The sequence below is a fragment of the Halorussus marinus genome, assembly GCF_004521895.1.
GTDB lineage: Archaea > Halobacteriota > Halobacteria > Halobacteriales > Haladaptataceae > Halorussus > Halorussus marinus.
Genome location: NZ_SBIR01000002.1, coordinates 222,901 through 237,425 on the forward strand (window position 1 = coordinate 222,901; position 14,525 = coordinate 237,425).

Sequence of the window (14,525 nt, forward strand, 5' to 3'; positions counted from 1 at the left end):
AGCGATGCGAGAGACGCTCACAGGTCGCTCCGGTCGAACCGGAGGATTCCGACGACGAGCGGGAGACAGAGCCACGCGACGAGCACGAGAACGCCGAACCACGCTGACGCGTAGAACGCTTCGGTGGGCGCCGGTCCGCCCGACACGAGTCCCCGGACCGCCGTCTGGAAGGCGTTCGTGGGGTTCAGCTGGCCGAACACCGCGACCCACTCGGGGGTCGGGCCGCGGGGCGGCGAGAAGCCGTTGAGCACGTACCGGACGATACCCGGGAGCTGGCTCCACAGCCCTAAAAACAGCAGGTAGGTCCCGAACCCGAGCACGGCGGCCCGATTGGTAGTGCGGACGGCCGCCGAGATGCCGACCGCGAGCCCGACGATCGAGACCGCGAGCAGGACGCCGAGCGCCCAGACGACCGCGAGCGATCCGAGTTCCGGGACCCCCGTCCGGAGAGCGGCGACGAGCGCCGCCGCGAGGAAGCCGGCGGTCACGAGCCCCGCCATCACGATCGCTCGCCCGACGGCGGTTCCGACGACCACCTCGCGGCGCGTGTGCGGGTACGACAGCACGACCCGGAGCCCGCCGTTCTGGCGGCTCTGGGCCACCGACTGGTAGCCGACCACCAGCGAGACCAGCGGCACGAAGAACGCGACGATGCCGACCAGCGCCGCGGCGAGTGGCTGGCCGCCCGGCGCGACGACGTAGCCCGCCAGCCCGAAGAGGACGACGAACACCGCCAGGTACACCCACAGCGACCGCGACCGGTAGGGGTCGAGCGCGTTTCGCTCGGCGACGACCGTCCAGCTCATTCGCGCCCTCCGGTGTAGGCGGCGAACAGGTCGTCGAGCGACGCGTCGCTGGTCTCGATGTCGAGGACGGTCGCGCCGTCGGCCCGGAGCGCATCGAGGGCGTCCATCTTCCGTCGGTCGGGACACGACAGCGACACGGTCGCGCCGTCGGCGGCGACGTTCGAGACGCCGTCGAGGTCGCCGACGGCGTCGAGCGCGCCGTCGGGCGAGCGGTCGAGAGTCACGGTCATGGTCGCCTCCGAGCCGACGGCGTCCTGGAGCCCGTCGATGGTGTCGACCGCGACCAGTTCGCCGTCGGCGAGGATGCCGACGCGGTCACAGACCGCCTCGACCTGCCCGAGGATGTGACTCGAGAAGAAGACCGTCGCGCCCCGGTCGGCTTCGGTCCGGACGATCTCGCGCATCCGGCGCGCGCCGTTGGGGTCGAGGCCGGTCGAGGGCTCGTCGAGGATCAGCAGATCGGGGTCGCCGACCAGCGCCATCGCCAGCAGGAGCCGCTGGGCCATCCCCTTCGAGAAGCCGCCGACCCGGCGGTCGAGCACGCCGTCGAGGCCGACTCGATCGAGCAGCGCCGCGGGGTCGTCGTCGGCGCCCTTCGAGTCGACGGCGAATTCGAGGTGGTGGCGCGCGGTCAGGTGGCCGTCGAGGTGGTAGCCGTCGGGGAGGACGCCGATGCGGCGCCTGATCCGTTTGGTCTCCGTTTGGGCGTCGAGACCGAAGACGCTGGCGTTGCCGGCCGTCGGACGGAGGAAGTCGAGCAGGACGTCGATGGTGGTGGACTTGCCCGCGCCGTTCGGCCCGAGGAAGCCGAACACTTCCCCGGACTCGACGGCGAGGTCGAGCCCGCGGAGGGCGACCACGTCGCCGAACCGCTTGCGGAGGGAGTCCAATTCGATGGCGGTCATGCGTCGTGACCTACAGAGGGCGCCCGGATAGATCTTGTCATCGTGCTGTCGTTCTCGCCCGACGAGCCGCGGGAGACGGCCGCTGACGCGGGGGAAGACTATTGTCCCGACCGTCCCACGTCCCGATAATGCCCTCCCGACGCCGATTCCTCGCGACGTGTAGCGCCGCCGCCGTCAGCGGCCTCGCCGGCTGTACCGGACTCCTCGACGATCCGCCCGAGGGAACCGTCTGGAGCGCATCGGTCGGCGGCGCGAGCCCCCTCTCGCCGCCGGCGCTCACGGGGCGCGTCGTCGCGGCCGCCGGTCCGGACGGGGACCTGGAGGACGGTCGCGTCGACGCCTTCGACGCCGCGTCGGGCGAGCGGCGCTGGTCGAAGGAGGTGGGCCGCGTCACCGGCGTCGAGGCCGCCGGGGGCGTCGTCTACGTCGGCGTCAAGGCCGGCGGCGACAGCGCCCGCGTCCTCGCGTTCGACGCGAGATCGGGCGAGCGGCGCTGGAACGGATCGGTTCGGAATCTCGCGTCCGCGATGGCCGCCGCCGACGGGGCGCTCTACGCCGCGAACGGCGGGCTCGCGGCGATCGACCCCGCAGACGGGAGCGTGCGCTGGCAGTTCGACGACCGGGACGGCGCGACCTTCACGATCGTGGTCGCGCCGGGCGAGCAGCTCGCGGCCGACGGACGGCGGGTCGTCTACGGCGGGAACGGCGGCATCGTCGCGCTCGCGCCGGCCGACGGGAGCGTCGAGTGGCGCGCCGACACCGACTTCTCGACGAACGCCGGCCCGGCTCTCGGCGACGGGACGGCGTACGTCGGCGGGGACAACGGCGACGGGCTCGCCGCACTCGACGCGACGAGCGGCGACGTCCGGTGGACGCGCACCTTCGGTCAGAGCGCCGGCGTGGCCGGGATCCGTCCGACCGATCGGTCGATGCTGGTCGCGACCGGGACCGCCGGCGTCGGCGGATCGTTCGGGACGCTGTACGAGCTCGACCCCGAAACCGGAGTCGAGCGCCGCGAGACGCGGTTCGACGCGCCGGTCCGCGGGACCGCGACCGGCGGCGACTGGTTCGTCGTCCGGACGGCCGAGGACACCGTCGCCTGTTTCGACGCCGAGACGTTCACCGAAGCGTGGCGGACCGAGCTGTCGGCGAGCGCCCTGCTGGCGACCGACGGCGAGCGAGCGTACGCCCAGACCACCGACGGGACGCTGTGGGCGCTCGCGCCCTGATCACTCCAGCGTCTCGTCGAACCCCCACTGCTCGGCGCGCTCGCGAGCCTCCTCGCGTGCGCGCTCGCGGATCGCGTCGATCTTCTCCTCGTCGTCGAGAAACGCCTCGACCGCGTCCATCGACCCCGCGTCGGCGGTCTCGTCGCGACGGCTCGTCGGGGCGGCCGCCCGCGTCCGGTCGGCGAGGGCGGCGTCGCCCGCCAGCAGGTCCGCCGGCGCGTCGGCCGCCACTCGGCGGTCGGCCTCGCGGTGGTACGCTTCGAGCGCCCCCGCCGAGACAGACCGGAGTTCGACCCTGTAGGGTCCGGGCACCGCGAGGTCCGCGAGTGCGTCGGCGCCGCGCCGACCCGTCCCGGTGTGGCCCGCCGCGACCGGCACGCCGTCCTCGAAGGTGAGTCGGCCCTCGCCCGTCCCGTCGAGCAGGAGCGCGTCCTGGGGTTCGAGGACGGCGTAGCCCGTGAGCCCGCGGTCGAGGGCGGTCGCGAGCGCGTCCCCGGGGTCGCCGACGACTCGCGACAGCACGAGGGTACCCGACGGGAGGCTCATGGCGAGTCCGGCGCGACCGCGCTCCGGAAGCGGTCGGCCACCGCGTCCGATTCGCCGGCCCGCACGTCGAGCGTCCCCGCCGCCGCCTGATACGCTCGGGCAGCGTCGCTGTCGGGGGCGTGAGCGAGCAGGGGAGCGCCCGCCCGCCGGGCCGCCCGGGCGGCGTCGCTGTCGGGGACCGTCGCCAGCGTCGGCCCGTCGAAGTACCGCTCTGCCTTCTCGGCGACGTCCGAGGCGGCCTCGGGGTCTCGGACCTTGTTGAACACGACGCCCGCGGTGTCGGTGCCGTAGGAGGCGGCGTACTCCTGGACCTTGAGGCCGTCGCTGAGCGCCGGGATCGTCGGCTCGACCACCACCGCGACCCGATCGGCCAGCACGACCGGGAGGACCGCGCTCTTCGAGCCGAGCGCCGCCGGCGAGTCCAACAGGATCACGTCGGCGTCGGCCGCCAATTCCGCGACCACGGCTCGGAGCCGGTCGGGGTCGGCCGCCTCGAAGGCCTCGAGGCTGGTCCCGCAGGGCACGACTCGCATGCCGAACCGCTCGTAGACGGCGTCCTCGACCGATCTGGTCGACCCCGCGATCACTAGGTCGTGGAGGGTCGCGTCGGCGTCGGTCAGGCCGGTGTGAAAGAGGAGGTTCGCCATCCCGGTGTCGGCGTCCACCACGGTCACGTCGTACTCCTCGGCCAACGCCATCCCGAGCGCGACCGTCGTGGTGGTCTTGCCGGTGCCGCCCTTCCCGCTCGCCACCGCGAACGCCTCGACCATTGGGCCGTGATTGCGCTCGACGCGGTAAAAATCTAACCTTCGAGACGGGGGATTATAATCCAGGCACGTCGGGGTGGCCCTCGTCGAGCGAGAGCGCGACATTCTTGGTCTGGAGGTACGAGTCGAGCGCTTCGAGTCCCTTCTCGCGGCCGATTCCGCTCCGCTTGTAGCCTCCGAACGGGGTCGCCGTCCGGTCGCCGAACCACTCGTTGACGTAGACGGTTCCGGCGTCGATGCGGCCCGCGACGGCGTGAGCGCGTTTCACGTCGCGGGTGAAGACACCGCCCGCGAGGCCGAACTCGACGTCGTTCGCGACGGCGATCGCCTCGTCGACGTCCGAAAACGGAACGACGGTGAGTACGGGACCGAAGATCTCCTCGCGGGCGATCCGCATCTCGGGGGAAACGTCGGTGAACACCGTCGGTTCGACGAAGTGGCCGTCGCGGTCGAGCGACCCGCCGCCGGCCGCGACCGTCGCGCCCTCTTCGCGTCCCACCCGGATGTACTGCTCGACCTTCTCGCGGTGTGCGGCGTGGTTGAGCGGACCCATGTCTGGGTCGTCGAGTCCGGCGTCGAGTTCGTACGCGTTCGCGACGGCGACGATGCGATCGACGAACTCCTCGTAAACGTCTTCGTGGACCAGGGCCCGATCTGCGGCCGAGCAGACCTGTCCGGCGTTAGTGAAGATTCCGGTGGCGATCCACGAGACCGCCTCGTCGAGATCGGCGTCGGGGAAGACGACGGCCGGGTTCTTCCCTCCGAGTTCGAGCGTGACCGGCGTTATCGTCTCTGCGGCCGCTTCCATCACGCGCTGACCGGTGGGGACGCTCCCGGTGAACGTGATCGCGTCGACGTCCTCGTGGCCGGTCAGGGCTGCGCCCGGGTCGGCGCCGCCGGTGACGACGTTGACGACCCCGTCGGGGAGACCCGCGTCCTGACAGAGTTCGGCAAGCCGGAGGGCCGAAAGCGGCGTCGTGGGCGATGGCTTCACGACCGTCGCGTTACCGGCGGCGAGCGCGGGCGCGACGCCGCGCGCGAAGATGTTCGCGGGGAAGTTCCACGGGATGATCTGAGCGCTCACGCCGTACGGTTCCCGGACGGTGTAATCGAGACGATCGGACTCGACCGGGACGGTCGTCCCCTCTAATTTGTCGGCCGCACCGGCGTAGTATTCGAAGTAGCGAGCCGCGCCCTCGATGTCGCGACGGGCCTGCGACAGCGGCTTGCCCTGGTCGCGACTCTCGAGTTCGGCGAGGTCGTGGGCGCAGTCCCTGATCTCAGCGGCGACCGCACGGAGGAGACGCCCGCGCTCCGACGGCGAGACGTCTCGCCAATCGGGAAACGCCGACTCCGCCGCCTCGACTGCACGGTCGACGTCGGGAGCGTTCGCCTCCGGGACGCTGGCTATCGCTTCGCCGGTCGCCGGGTCTTCGGTCGTTAGCCATTCGCCATCGGTCGCTGGAACGCGCTGGCCGTCGATGAAGAGGCGCTCGCGCTCGGTATCTGTCGTCGGCATGGGTGCTGTCACCGGTGTTCGTCCGGCTCGTCAGAACCCTCTCGGCGAGCGCGTATAAAACTAGCCGGTGCCGGAAACTACAATAGATTACTATATCGCCGGAAAGTCCGTATTACGAAACCGTATTTAGTTACTTCGCACGGGATCGACCGAGCTCACCGCGACGGCGCGCCTCCGCGGTCCGTCACCCGCAGTCGATTTCGTATCGCCGGTTACGGTGTAAACACCGACGCCCGCCGATCGGTCACGACCCCGTAGTCTGCGTCCGCGACCGACTCGGGGAGCGCCGAGTCGCCGTCGCCGTCGGCGTACCGCGAGTCGAGGCTCGCCGAGACCGCTTCCCGGACGCAGGCCCGGGCGCACGCGCCGACCTCGGTCGCGCTCCCGGAGAACGCCGCCGGCTCGCCAGCCGGGTCGCAGGCCGCGATCGCGGCGTCGCTGGTCGTGCCCGGAAAGCCCGTGGCGGCGAGCAGGGTCGCGGTCTTGGCCTCGACCGCGACCGCGAGCAGGTTCGTGAGCGCGCCGTCGGCCAGCGATCGGTCGGCGCCGACGACGACGTTGACCGTCCCCGCGTGGCGGGGCGAGTCGCTCGACCGCTCGACGCCGTCGCCGTCGGGGTCGGGGTCGGGGTCGGGGTCGGGGTCGATCGGGAGCGCCGCCGGGTTCGAGAGGCCCGCGGTCGCGACCGCCGCGACCGGCCCACACCGCGCCCCCCGGGCGTGGCGGAGGTCGACGCCGGTGAGCAGGGCCGGCCCCGCCCCGTCGAAGCCCACCCGGTCGCGGCGCTCGGCCAGATAGGCGTCGAGGTCGGTCCGGTCGAACCCCTCGGGCACCGAGACGTTGTACGCGGCGTCGGCCCGGCAGTGCCCGCCCGCCCACCCCGAGGAGAGCCAGCGAGCGCCCTCGCGGCGGAGTCGCAGGACGCCGTCCCGAACCGCCGTCTCAAACACTCGCGAGCACCTCCAGCAGGCGGTCGTTCTCGGCGGGCGCGCGGACCGCTACCCGGACGTGCGAGTTCAGTCCCCGGAAGGTGGTGGCGTCCCGGATCGCGACGCCCCGGTCGCGGGCGGCCGCGACGAGGTCGGCGGGATCACGGGCGCCGGTATCGAGCAACAGGAACGGGGCCTCGGAGGGGTGGACGTCGAAGCGCTCGCCGAGCGCGTCCGCCAGCCGGGCGCGCTCGCTCGCGACCCGGTCGCGGGTCGCGGCGACGAACTGGGACTGGTCCAGACAGTAGGCGCCGACCCGGGCGGCGGGCGTGCCGAGGTTCCACGCCCGCCGGGCCGTCCCGAGCGCCTCGCGGGGGTCGCCGGTCGCGACCGCGAACCCCGCCCGGAGGCCGGGGAGCCCGAACAGTTTGGTGAGCGAGCGCGCGACGACGACGCCCTCGGTGCCCGCCAGCGAGGGTCGATCGGTGAACCCCAAGAACGCCTCGTCGACGACCAGACGCGTGTCGCGGTCGCGACAGCGAGCCGCGAACGCCTCGATCGCGTCGGGGTCGTACGCGTCGCCGGTCGGGTTGTTGGGGTTGCAGACGACCGCGAGCGCGTAGGCGTCGGGGTCGGCGTCGAGCACCTCGTCGTGGGGGACGAACTCGGGCGTCGCGCCCTGCAGGCGGACCTCGCGGGCGTACTCCCCGAAGCTCGGGGACGGGACCAGCGCGTCGTCGCCCGGACCCAGCGTGGTCGCGAACGCGAGCCGGAGCGCCGCGAGGCCGCCGGGCGTCGGGACGACCGCTTCGGGGTCACAGCCGACGAAGGCGGCGGCGGCGTCTCGGAAGGCCGGATAGCCGTCGTTCGGGTAGGATCGGGCCGCGTCGAGCGCCCCGTCGTAGACCGCATCGACTCCGTCGGGCGTCCGGGGGTTGGTGTTCGCCGAGAAGTCGAGCAGGTCGGGGTCGTCGCTCCCGCCGTGGGGAACGCGGTCGACCCCCCGGACGCTATCGGGGTCCATCCGCACCCCCGAGCAGGGTTTCGGCGAGGTCGGCGTCCGATCGTCTGTTCACGTTGAGCGCGAATCGCGCGTCGTAGGTCTCGTAGATGGTCTCCTCGGAAGCGTCGGCGACGACGTTGATCCCGGCGGGCGCGAGCGCCCGCCCGTCGCGCTCGAAGGTGGTGTCGGCGCTCGCGCCCAGTCGGCGCTTGAGTGCCGCCGGCACGCAGACCGTCACCGACCGCCCGTCGAAGGCGTCCCGGACCCGGTCGACGGCCGCCCCGTCGAGCACCGGCAGGTCGGCGGCGACGGTCAGCGCGGGCGTCCCGACCCGGTCGAGCGCGGTCCGGAGGTCGGCGACGTACCCCTCGCCGGGCGTCTCGACGACCGCGAGGTCCTCGCGGGCCGAGACGTGCGCGCGGGTCTCCGGGGCGTGGGGCGAGACGACGGCGTGGGCGCGTTCGAGCCCGCTCGCCGCGAGCGCGTCGGCGACCCGGTCGACCATCGGCGCGCCGGCGACCTCGAACAGGGGCTTTTCGGCGTCGGCGTCGAGGCGGGTGCCCCGCCCGCCACACATCACGAGAGCGTCCACGCGATCACCCCCAAGTGGAGGCCGGCGAGCCGGCCGAGCTCGTTGGCGGCGCCGAACGCGTCGCCGCTGATCCCGCCGAGAGTCGCGTCGAACCACCGCCGGACGCCGAACGCGGCCCCGAGCGCGCCGAGGACGGCCGCGATCGCTGGCGCGCCCAACAGCGCGACGGGGGCGGCGACGATCGCGGGCCCGGCGAGTCGGGCGGGCGGGTGGCGGGCGAACGCCGAGCCCAGCCCCTCGTGGGCGGGCCGGCCGAGACACGCCAGCGACGCCATCCCGAGTTTGGCGCCGACCTCCGCGGCGACGACGACCCCGAGCGCCCCGCCCGGCGGTCGACGCGCGAGCGCCAGCCCCGCCAGCGCGACCCCGACGAGGACGACCCCGAGCGCCAACAGCGCGCCGACCCCGATCTCGGTGTCTTTCAGCACCGCCCGGCGTTTCTCGGGGCCGCCGTGGACGACCGTGGCGTCCCCGAGGTCGGCGACCCCGTCGGCGTGGTTGATCCCGCTGATCGCGTAGAGCGCGAGCAGGTAGCCGAACGCGGCAGTCGGCGCGGGGACCCCGACGAGGAGGGGTCCCGCCGCGACCGCGCCGACGATCCAGCCGACCGCGGGGAAAGCGGCGGGCGTCGCGCGGAACGCGTCCCACGCCCGCTCGTCGTGGCCGACCGGCGCGCGCGTGAGAAACCCGAGCGCGCCACGGAGCGCGGTCAGGTGACGCTCCGCGAGCGACCCCTCGTTCAGGGCCACGCGACCACCCCCGCGAGCAGGAACGAGAGCAGTCCCGCGACCCCGACGATCCGGACGCCGCCCCGAGCGTCCGCGAGCGTCGGGAGCGGGGCTCCGGGGTTGAGCGCGTAGGCGCCGGGCTTTTCGAGCCGGACGTCCAGAAGCGCCGCCAGCGTCGCCATCGGCCACCCCGAGTTCGGCGAGGCGGGGACGCCGGCCCACTCGCGGGCCGCCCGGAGCGCCGCGAGCGGTCGCGGTCGAGCGGCGTCGGCGTCCCGGACCGCGAGCGCCCCGAGAGCGAGCAGGCCGGCGCTGGCTCGGGCCGGGACCCACATGACGAGGTCGTCGAGGCGGGCGCCGGCCCCGCCGTGGGGCTTGTGCGGGTAGCCCACCATCGAGTCGACGGTGTTGACCGCCTTCACCCACGCGGCCGCGCCGGCCGCCAGCGCCACGGAGGCGGGCGCGAGGAGGGCAAACGCCAGCAGGGGCGCGACCAGTCCGTCGGTGAGGTTCTCGGCCGCGCTCTCGACGGCGGCGCTCCGGACCTCGCCGGCCGAGAGGTGGGTCGCGTCCCGGCCGGCCAGCCACCGGAGGCGCTCGCGGGCGGTCGGGAGGTCGGTCTCGGTCGCCGCCGCGACCTCGGCGGCCTTCGCGACGAGTCGCCGGAGGCTCGTGGTCGAAAAGAGCGCGACCCCCGCGACGAGGACGCCCGCCAGCGGGAACACTCGGCGGGCGAGCGCGACCGCGAGCGCGACGACGCCGGCCGCCAACAGGGGGAGCGCGACCGCCGCGACCGCGCCGGCGAGCCGCGGGCGGACCCACTCGCGGTCGAAGGAGGCGACCAGCGAGCCGAACCACGCGACCGGGTGGAACCGCGTCGGCGGTTCGGCGAGTGCGGCGTCGAGGACGATCGCGACCGCGACCGCGCCGGCGGCCGCCGCGGTCATCGCCGACCCTCCAGCCACGCCGGGAACTCGGTCAGGCCGACGTCGTCGAGCAGGACCGCCTCGCCTCCCGCGTCCGCGAGGCCCGCGTCGGTCCGGGGGTCGTCGCCGACGTGGACGAGCGCCTCGACGCCGACCCCGAGCCGGTCGGCGCAGGTCTCGAACGCCCGCGGGTCGGGCTTGCGCCACCCGCAGGCGACGCTGGTGACCACCGCGTCGAAGGCCTCGCGGTCGAGCGCCGACCGGATCAGGGTCCGGCGGGCGAGTTCGGGCACCGCGCAGTTCGAGAGCACGCCGACCGGTCCCCGATCGCTCGCGGCCGCGACCGCGGCGACGGCGCCCTCGCGCGTCTCGACGTCGGGATCGAACGCCGCGACGACCGCCCGGCGCGGGGCGTTTCCGGGCGCGTCGACGCCGCGGCTGGCGAGGGCCCCACTGACGTGGGCCGGCAGCGGCACCTCCGCGCCGGCCGGCGCGTCGACGTGTCGCTCACGATAGGCCGCGTCCCAATCGTCGGGGACCCGGACCCCCCGCTCGCGGAGTTCGGTCGCGACCGCCGCCGCGGGATCGGTCGGCCGGTCGGCCTCGACCAGCGTCCCGAACAGATCGAACGAAACTGCCACTACTCCGGGATTAGTCCAAGCCGACTTGAATCGCTCGGAGTCGACCCTACTCGACCGGGATGACGTTCGATTCGAGGTCTCGCGGGAAGTAGGTCAGCCACTCGACGCCGTCCTCGGTGACCGCGATGGTGTCCGAGTGGCGATAGCCGTACTCGTCGGTGTAGATCCCGGGCTCGATGGTGTAGACGTGTCCGGGCTCCATCTCGGCGTCGGCCGGGTCGCGCTCCTCGCGTCGCTCGCAGTGGTCGGACCATCCGCGGTCGATGTACGGCGGCTCGTGGGCGCCGAGCCCGATGTTGTGGCCGACGTGGTGCTGTGCGAGATCGGTCACGCCCTGTTCGTCGAAGTACGACCACACCTGCTCGTCGACGTGCGACAGCGGGACGCCCGGGCCGAGCGCCTCGATGGCGATCGTCTGGGCCTCCAGCATCAGCTCGAAGTAGTGGGCCTGCTCGTCGGAGGGTTCGCCGAGGAACATCGTGCGTTCGAGCTCCGAGTGGTAGCCGTCGACGTTCGCGCTCGCGCCGGTCACGAGCACGTCGCCCTCCCGGAGCCGGCGGTTCGCGGTGTGGCCGTGGGGCAGGGCCGTCTGCTCGCCGGTGATGTAGCCCGCCATCGCGGGACCGTCTCCTCGCGTGCGCGGGACGTACTCGTCGCCCAGCGCGTCGAGCATCGCCCGCGAGGCCTCCATCGACGCTCGCTGGCTCACCGTCGCGGGGTGCTCGCCGACCTCGGTGTAGTCGGCGAGATAGCGGTGAGCGAGGTTGCCCCACCGCGCGGACTCGCGGATGAGGTCTACTTCGACGTCGGACTTGGCCCACCGCATCCGGTCGACCCAGCTCTGGGACTCGACGTCGACGTACTCCGAGAGCGCCGGCCCCTCGTAGCCCATCGCGCCCGGGGCGCCGTCGGCGTCGGCCGCGACCGACGACGCGTCGAGACCCGCGAGCATCTCGGCGGCCACCTCGATCGGTTCGCCGCCGGGGTAGTCGAAGTAGTTGTGGACCGCGTCGATGAACGGGTTGGTCTCGACCCGCTCGACTTCGAGCCGGGGGACCGTGACCTCGGCTCGGTCGTCGGTCACCGCGAGGACCACGGGCCGTTCGGTCTGGATGTGGTCGAACCCGGTCAGATACTCGATGCTGGTCGCGCCGAACCAGACGCCGGCGTCGGCGCCGGCGTCGGCGATTCGCTTTCGGACGGCGTCGAGGCGGTCCGCGAACTCGGACTCGGGAACGCGTGTCGGCATAGGCCGAACCACGCAACCCCCGCGGTTAAATATTGACGTGGAGGCAACCCCGCGGGACCCGGTCACGAGAGTCGCAGGCCCGCCCGGAGCGCCACCGCGTAGGCGGCGATCCCGATCCGGAAGAACAGGCCGAACACGACGACAAACAGGACCGACAGACCGACCGCAGTCGCGGCGACGTCGAGCGCTAACGGGCCAGCGCGGGCGGCTTCGATCGCGACGATCGCCAGCGACAGCAGGGCCGCGACCCCGCCCGCGACGTACGCACCGACCGAGAGCCCGACGCCGACCCGGGCCTCAACGAGGTCGGCCGTCGTGCCGAGGTCGCGTGCGACACCGCCGTAGAACCCCACCAGCGCCACGACCACCGCCGCGTCCGCGAGTTGCGCCGACATCACGACCGGACGTTCGACCCGCCGGAGATAAAACGTCCGGAAGACGTGCGTCTGACGAATAACTTATGCCGGAACGACGCGAAACGAGACCGATGGCAGACGCTCGCGGCCCGGCGGTCGGCGCGGAGGCGCCGGAGTTCACTGCACCACTCTCTACCTCGGAGGGAACGACCCGATCGGTGTCGCTGTCGTCGCTGTGCGAGGACCGCGCGGTCCTGTTGGTGTTCCAGCCCACCGACTTCGGACTCGAACCGTTCGCCGAAGAGTCGGCGGTCGGCGAGTACGGCTGGTTCACCGTCGACGATCGGGTCCGGGTCGTCGGCGTCAACCGGGCGCGACCCCGGACCAACCGGAAGTTCGCCACGCACCTCGACGTCCCGTACCCGTTTTGCTCGGATCGGAACCTCTCGATCGCGAGGGCGTACGGCGTGACCTACCGAGCGTTCGGGGTGGCCCCGCGGGCGCGCCCGGCCTGCTTTTTCGTGGATTCGGACGGCGTGGTCCGCCACCGGTGGGTGGCCGATCGGGCCCGACGGAGTCACGCCCGGGCCCAGATCCGGGACCTCTACGAGTCGGTCCTCGAGGTGCTCGGTCGCCCGACCACCGAGACCTTCGGACTCGCGTGATCGCGGGACCCACACCTATTTGTATCGGGAATCGGAAGCTTCGCCGAGTAGCATGCGCTGGTCGACCCCATCGCCGGCCGGAAACGCGACTCTCGGCGGCCTCGGGGTCGCTGGCGTCGGATTTCTGCTGACTCGGTTCACGGTGACGCTGGCGATCTACGACGAGCCGCGGGCGTTCTACCTCTCGGGGCTGGTGCCGCTGGTCCTCGGACTCTCGCTGACGGCGTTCGGCGTCGCGCTCGTGGTCGGGCCGTTCGACCGCGCGTTCGTCCGCACCACCACCGCCTGGTGTCTGGTCGGCGCCGGCGCGATGCTCCTGCTCGTGGTGTTGACGGTGCTTGGCTCGAACCCGGACGGCGTCGACGGGATGGCGCCGGTGCTGTCGGAGACGTACCTCTCGAACTTCCTCATCGGCGGGAGCGTCGGCGGGACGCTGACCGGCGTCTACGCCGCCCGGGCCGAGCGCCGGCGGCGCCAGCTCCGATCGCAGGCCAACCGGCTGGTCACCCTCAACCGGATCCTCCGCCACGAGGTCCTCAACGCGGTGACCGTCATCGGCGGGTACGCCGACGCGATCGCCGACCGCGAGCGCCCCGGGGACGAACGCGAGTCGGCCGACGTCATCCGCCGGAGGTCCGACCACATCGTGGACACGATCGAGGACGTCGAGTACCTCACCGAGACGGGCCGATCGGCCGGGAGGGGACTGGAGCCGGTCGGGCTGGCGACGTGCCTGCGGGCGAGCGTCGAGTCGGTCCGGGCGGCGTATCCGGACGCCGAGTACGCGCTGGCTGTCGATCCGGCGGAGGGAGTCGAGGTGTGGGCCAACGAGCGGCTCGACCAGCTGTTCGAGAACCTGATCGAGAACGCCGTCGCGTACGACGGCTCCGACCGGCCCCGCGTGGAAATCGACGCGACCGTCGGCGGGCGTCGCGCGACCGTCCGCATCGCGGACGACGGACCGGGACTGCCGGCCCGCCACCGCGAGATCCTCGAAGACGGCGCCATCACCGACCACGACGACCCGTCGAGCGGGTTCGGCCTCAACGCAGTCCGCCTGCTCGCCGAGCGGTTCCACGGCGACGTACACACGACCGTGACCGACGACGGGACGACCATCGAAGTGACGCTGGTCCGGGCGAGCCGGCCGGCGCCGGCGTCCCCGACCGAGAGCGTCTCGTCGTACGGCGTCTCGCCGTCGGAGCTGACGGTCGCGGTCGGCGCGTCGGTGCTCGCGGGGGGTGCGATGGGCGTGTTCAATCAGCTCACCGGCGGGTCGATCCCCGTCATCGGCGCGCTGTACGGCGTCGCGAACCCGCTCGTCGGCTGGATCACCCACGAGTTCCACAGCGTCGTGTTCGGGATGATCTACGCGGCGATGCTGGCTGTCGTCCCCGAACGGTACGGCAGGAGCCGGCGCGGCCGATTGCTCGTCGGGGCGGGCTGGGGCGCGTTCCTCTGGGCGTTCGCGGCCGGCGTCGTCATGCCGACGTGGCTGCGGCTGGTCGGGATCTCGGCGCCGCTGCCGAACTTGGCGTGGCCGTCGCTCGCGAGCCACCTCGTCTGGGGGCTCGGCCTCGGCCTCCTGTACAGTCTGGGAACCGAGTGGTTCGGATCTGATACGCGTCCCTGGCCGCGATAGTCTGATTTCAGCTACGCTAGAA

General features: G+C 72.7%; 16 protein-coding genes. 3 read left to right on the plus strand and 13 right to left on the minus strand.

Annotated features, from left to right (window positions below):
* Positions 1 to 17 precede the first annotated feature (17 nt).
* Both EPL04_RS03370 and EPL04_RS03375 read right to left on the minus strand, forming a co-directional pair.
* Positions 18 to 806, minus strand: a complete 789-nt coding sequence (locus EPL04_RS03370; protein WP_134669417.1) for an ABC transporter permease subunit — start codon at positions 804 to 806, stop codon at positions 18 to 20.
* Positions 803 to 1,711 (minus strand): ABC transporter ATP-binding protein, encoded by a 909-nt coding sequence (locus tag EPL04_RS03375; RefSeq protein WP_134669419.1) that lies wholly within the window; start codon positions 1,709 to 1,711, stop codon positions 803 to 805. Before EPL04_RS03375 ends, EPL04_RS03370 begins: the two co-directional genes overlap by 4 nt.
* Positions 1,712 to 1,839: 128 nt before the next feature.
* Between EPL04_RS03375 and EPL04_RS03380 the strand changes: the two genes are divergently transcribed.
* A complete protein-coding gene (locus EPL04_RS03380; RefSeq protein ID WP_134669420.1) occupies positions 1,840 to 2,940 on the plus strand; it encodes an outer membrane protein assembly factor BamB family protein in 1,101 nt (366 codons plus the stop codon).
* On the opposite strand, the gene EPL04_RS03385 is transcribed toward EPL04_RS03380, so the two are convergent.
* The 11 genes from EPL04_RS03385 to EPL04_RS03435 form a co-directional block, all read right to left on the minus strand.
* Entirely contained in the window at positions 2,941 to 3,486 is a 546-nt protein-coding gene (locus tag EPL04_RS03385; protein ID WP_134669422.1) for a hypothetical protein, read from the minus strand.
* The gene (locus EPL04_RS03390; protein ID WP_134669424.1) at positions 3,483 to 4,256 is read right to left on the minus strand and encodes a nucleotide-binding protein; all 774 of its coding nucleotides are present in this window, start codon (positions 4,254 to 4,256) and stop codon (positions 3,483 to 3,485) included. The genes EPL04_RS03385 and EPL04_RS03390 overlap by 4 nt, the downstream gene beginning before the upstream one ends.
* Positions 4,257 to 4,308: 52 nt before the next feature.
* Positions 4,309 to 5,772: an aldehyde dehydrogenase family protein gene (locus tag EPL04_RS03395; protein ID WP_134669426.1), complete on the minus strand. Its 1,464-nt coding sequence runs from the start codon at positions 5,770 to 5,772 to the stop codon at positions 4,309 to 4,311.
* 212 nt (positions 5,773 to 5,984) lie between these two features.
* Positions 5,985 to 6,722 (minus strand): adenosylcobinamide amidohydrolase, encoded by a 738-nt coding sequence (locus EPL04_RS03400; protein ID WP_134669427.1) that lies wholly within the window; start codon positions 6,720 to 6,722, stop codon positions 5,985 to 5,987.
* Positions 6,715 to 7,725 carry a threonine-phosphate decarboxylase CobD gene (gene cobD / locus EPL04_RS03405; protein ID WP_134669429.1) on the minus strand — a complete coding sequence of 337 codons (1,011 nt, stop codon included), beginning with the start codon at positions 7,723 to 7,725 and terminating at the stop codon, positions 6,715 to 6,717. The genes EPL04_RS03400 and cobD overlap by 8 nt, the downstream gene beginning before the upstream one ends.
* Positions 7,712 to 8,281 (minus strand): NTP transferase domain-containing protein, encoded by a 570-nt coding sequence (locus EPL04_RS03410; RefSeq protein WP_209019559.1) that lies wholly within the window; start codon positions 8,279 to 8,281, stop codon positions 7,712 to 7,714. Before EPL04_RS03410 ends, cobD begins: the two co-directional genes overlap by 14 nt.
* Entirely contained in the window at positions 8,281 to 9,045 is a 765-nt protein-coding gene (cobS, locus tag EPL04_RS03415; protein ID WP_245154518.1) for an adenosylcobinamide-GDP ribazoletransferase, read from the minus strand. Before cobS ends, EPL04_RS03410 begins: the two co-directional genes overlap by 1 nt.
* Complete coding sequence (gene cbiB, locus EPL04_RS03420) at positions 9,036 to 9,971, minus strand: adenosylcobinamide-phosphate synthase CbiB (RefSeq protein WP_134669690.1); 936 nt, start codon at positions 9,969 to 9,971, stop codon at positions 9,036 to 9,038. The genes cobS and cbiB overlap by 10 nt, the downstream gene beginning before the upstream one ends.
* A complete protein-coding gene (locus EPL04_RS03425) occupies positions 9,968 to 10,591 on the minus strand; it encodes an HAD family hydrolase (RefSeq protein WP_134669433.1) in 624 nt (207 codons plus the stop codon). Before EPL04_RS03425 ends, cbiB begins: the two co-directional genes overlap by 4 nt.
* A gap of 46 nt (positions 10,592 to 10,637) precedes the next feature.
* Positions 10,638 to 11,840, minus strand: a complete 1,203-nt coding sequence (locus tag EPL04_RS03430; RefSeq protein ID WP_134669434.1) for a M24 family metallopeptidase — start codon at positions 11,838 to 11,840, stop codon at positions 10,638 to 10,640.
* A 62-nt stretch (positions 11,841 to 11,902) separates the two neighbouring features.
* Entirely contained in the window at positions 11,903 to 12,235 is a 333-nt protein-coding gene (locus tag EPL04_RS03435; RefSeq protein WP_134669436.1) for a hypothetical protein, read from the minus strand.
* 92 nt (positions 12,236 to 12,327) lie between these two features.
* On the opposite strand from EPL04_RS03435, the gene EPL04_RS03440 reads away from it, so the two are divergent.
* Complete coding sequence (locus EPL04_RS03440; RefSeq protein ID WP_167599402.1) at positions 12,328 to 12,861, plus strand: redoxin domain-containing protein; 534 nt, start codon at positions 12,328 to 12,330, stop codon at positions 12,859 to 12,861.
* 52 nt (positions 12,862 to 12,913) lie between these two features.
* On the plus strand, positions 12,914 to 14,503 hold the full coding sequence (locus tag EPL04_RS03445) for an ATP-binding protein (RefSeq protein WP_134669440.1): 1,590 nt from the start codon (positions 12,914 to 12,916) through the stop codon (positions 14,501 to 14,503).
* Positions 14,504 to 14,525: the final 22 nt, after the last annotated feature.

Coding starts and splice junctions, on each gene's coding strand:
- EPL04_RS03370 (WP_134669417.1), bottom strand. CDS start 806: ATGAGCTGGACGGTCGTCGCCGAGCGAAACGCGCTCGACCCCTACCGG.
- EPL04_RS03375 (WP_134669419.1), bottom strand. CDS start 1,711: ATGACCGCCATCGAATTGGACTCCCTCCGCAAGCGGTTCGGCGACGTG.
- EPL04_RS03380 (WP_134669420.1), top strand. CDS start 1,840: ATGCCCTCCCGACGCCGATTCCTCGCGACGTGTAGCGCCGCCGCCGTC.
- EPL04_RS03385 (WP_134669422.1), bottom strand. CDS start 3,486: ATGAGCCTCCCGTCGGGTACCCTCGTGCTGTCGCGAGTCGTCGGCGAC.
- EPL04_RS03390 (WP_134669424.1), bottom strand. CDS start 4,256: ATGGTCGAGGCGTTCGCGGTGGCGAGCGGGAAGGGCGGCACCGGCAAG.
- EPL04_RS03395 (WP_134669426.1), bottom strand. CDS start 5,772: ATGCCGACGACAGATACCGAGCGCGAGCGCCTCTTCATCGACGGCCAG.
- cobD (WP_134669429.1), bottom strand. CDS start 7,725: ATGGACCCCGATAGCGTCCGGGGGGTCGACCGCGTTCCCCACGGCGGG.
- EPL04_RS03410 (WP_209019559.1), bottom strand. CDS start 8,281: ATGTGTGGCGGGCGGGGCACCCGCCTCGACGCCGACGCCGAAAAGCCC.
- cbiB (WP_134669690.1), bottom strand. CDS start 9,971: ATGACCGCGGCGGCCGCCGGCGCGGTCGCGGTCGCGATCGTCCTCGAC.
- EPL04_RS03430 (WP_134669434.1), bottom strand. CDS start 11,840: ATGCCGACACGCGTTCCCGAGTCCGAGTTCGCGGACCGCCTCGACGCC.
- EPL04_RS03435 (WP_134669436.1), bottom strand. CDS start 12,235: ATGTCGGCGCAACTCGCGGACGCGGCGGTGGTCGTGGCGCTGGTGGGG.
- EPL04_RS03440 (WP_167599402.1), top strand. CDS start 12,328: ATGGCAGACGCTCGCGGCCCGGCGGTCGGCGCGGAGGCGCCGGAGTTC.
- EPL04_RS03445 (WP_134669440.1), top strand. CDS start 12,914: ATGCGCTGGTCGACCCCATCGCCGGCCGGAAACGCGACTCTCGGCGGC.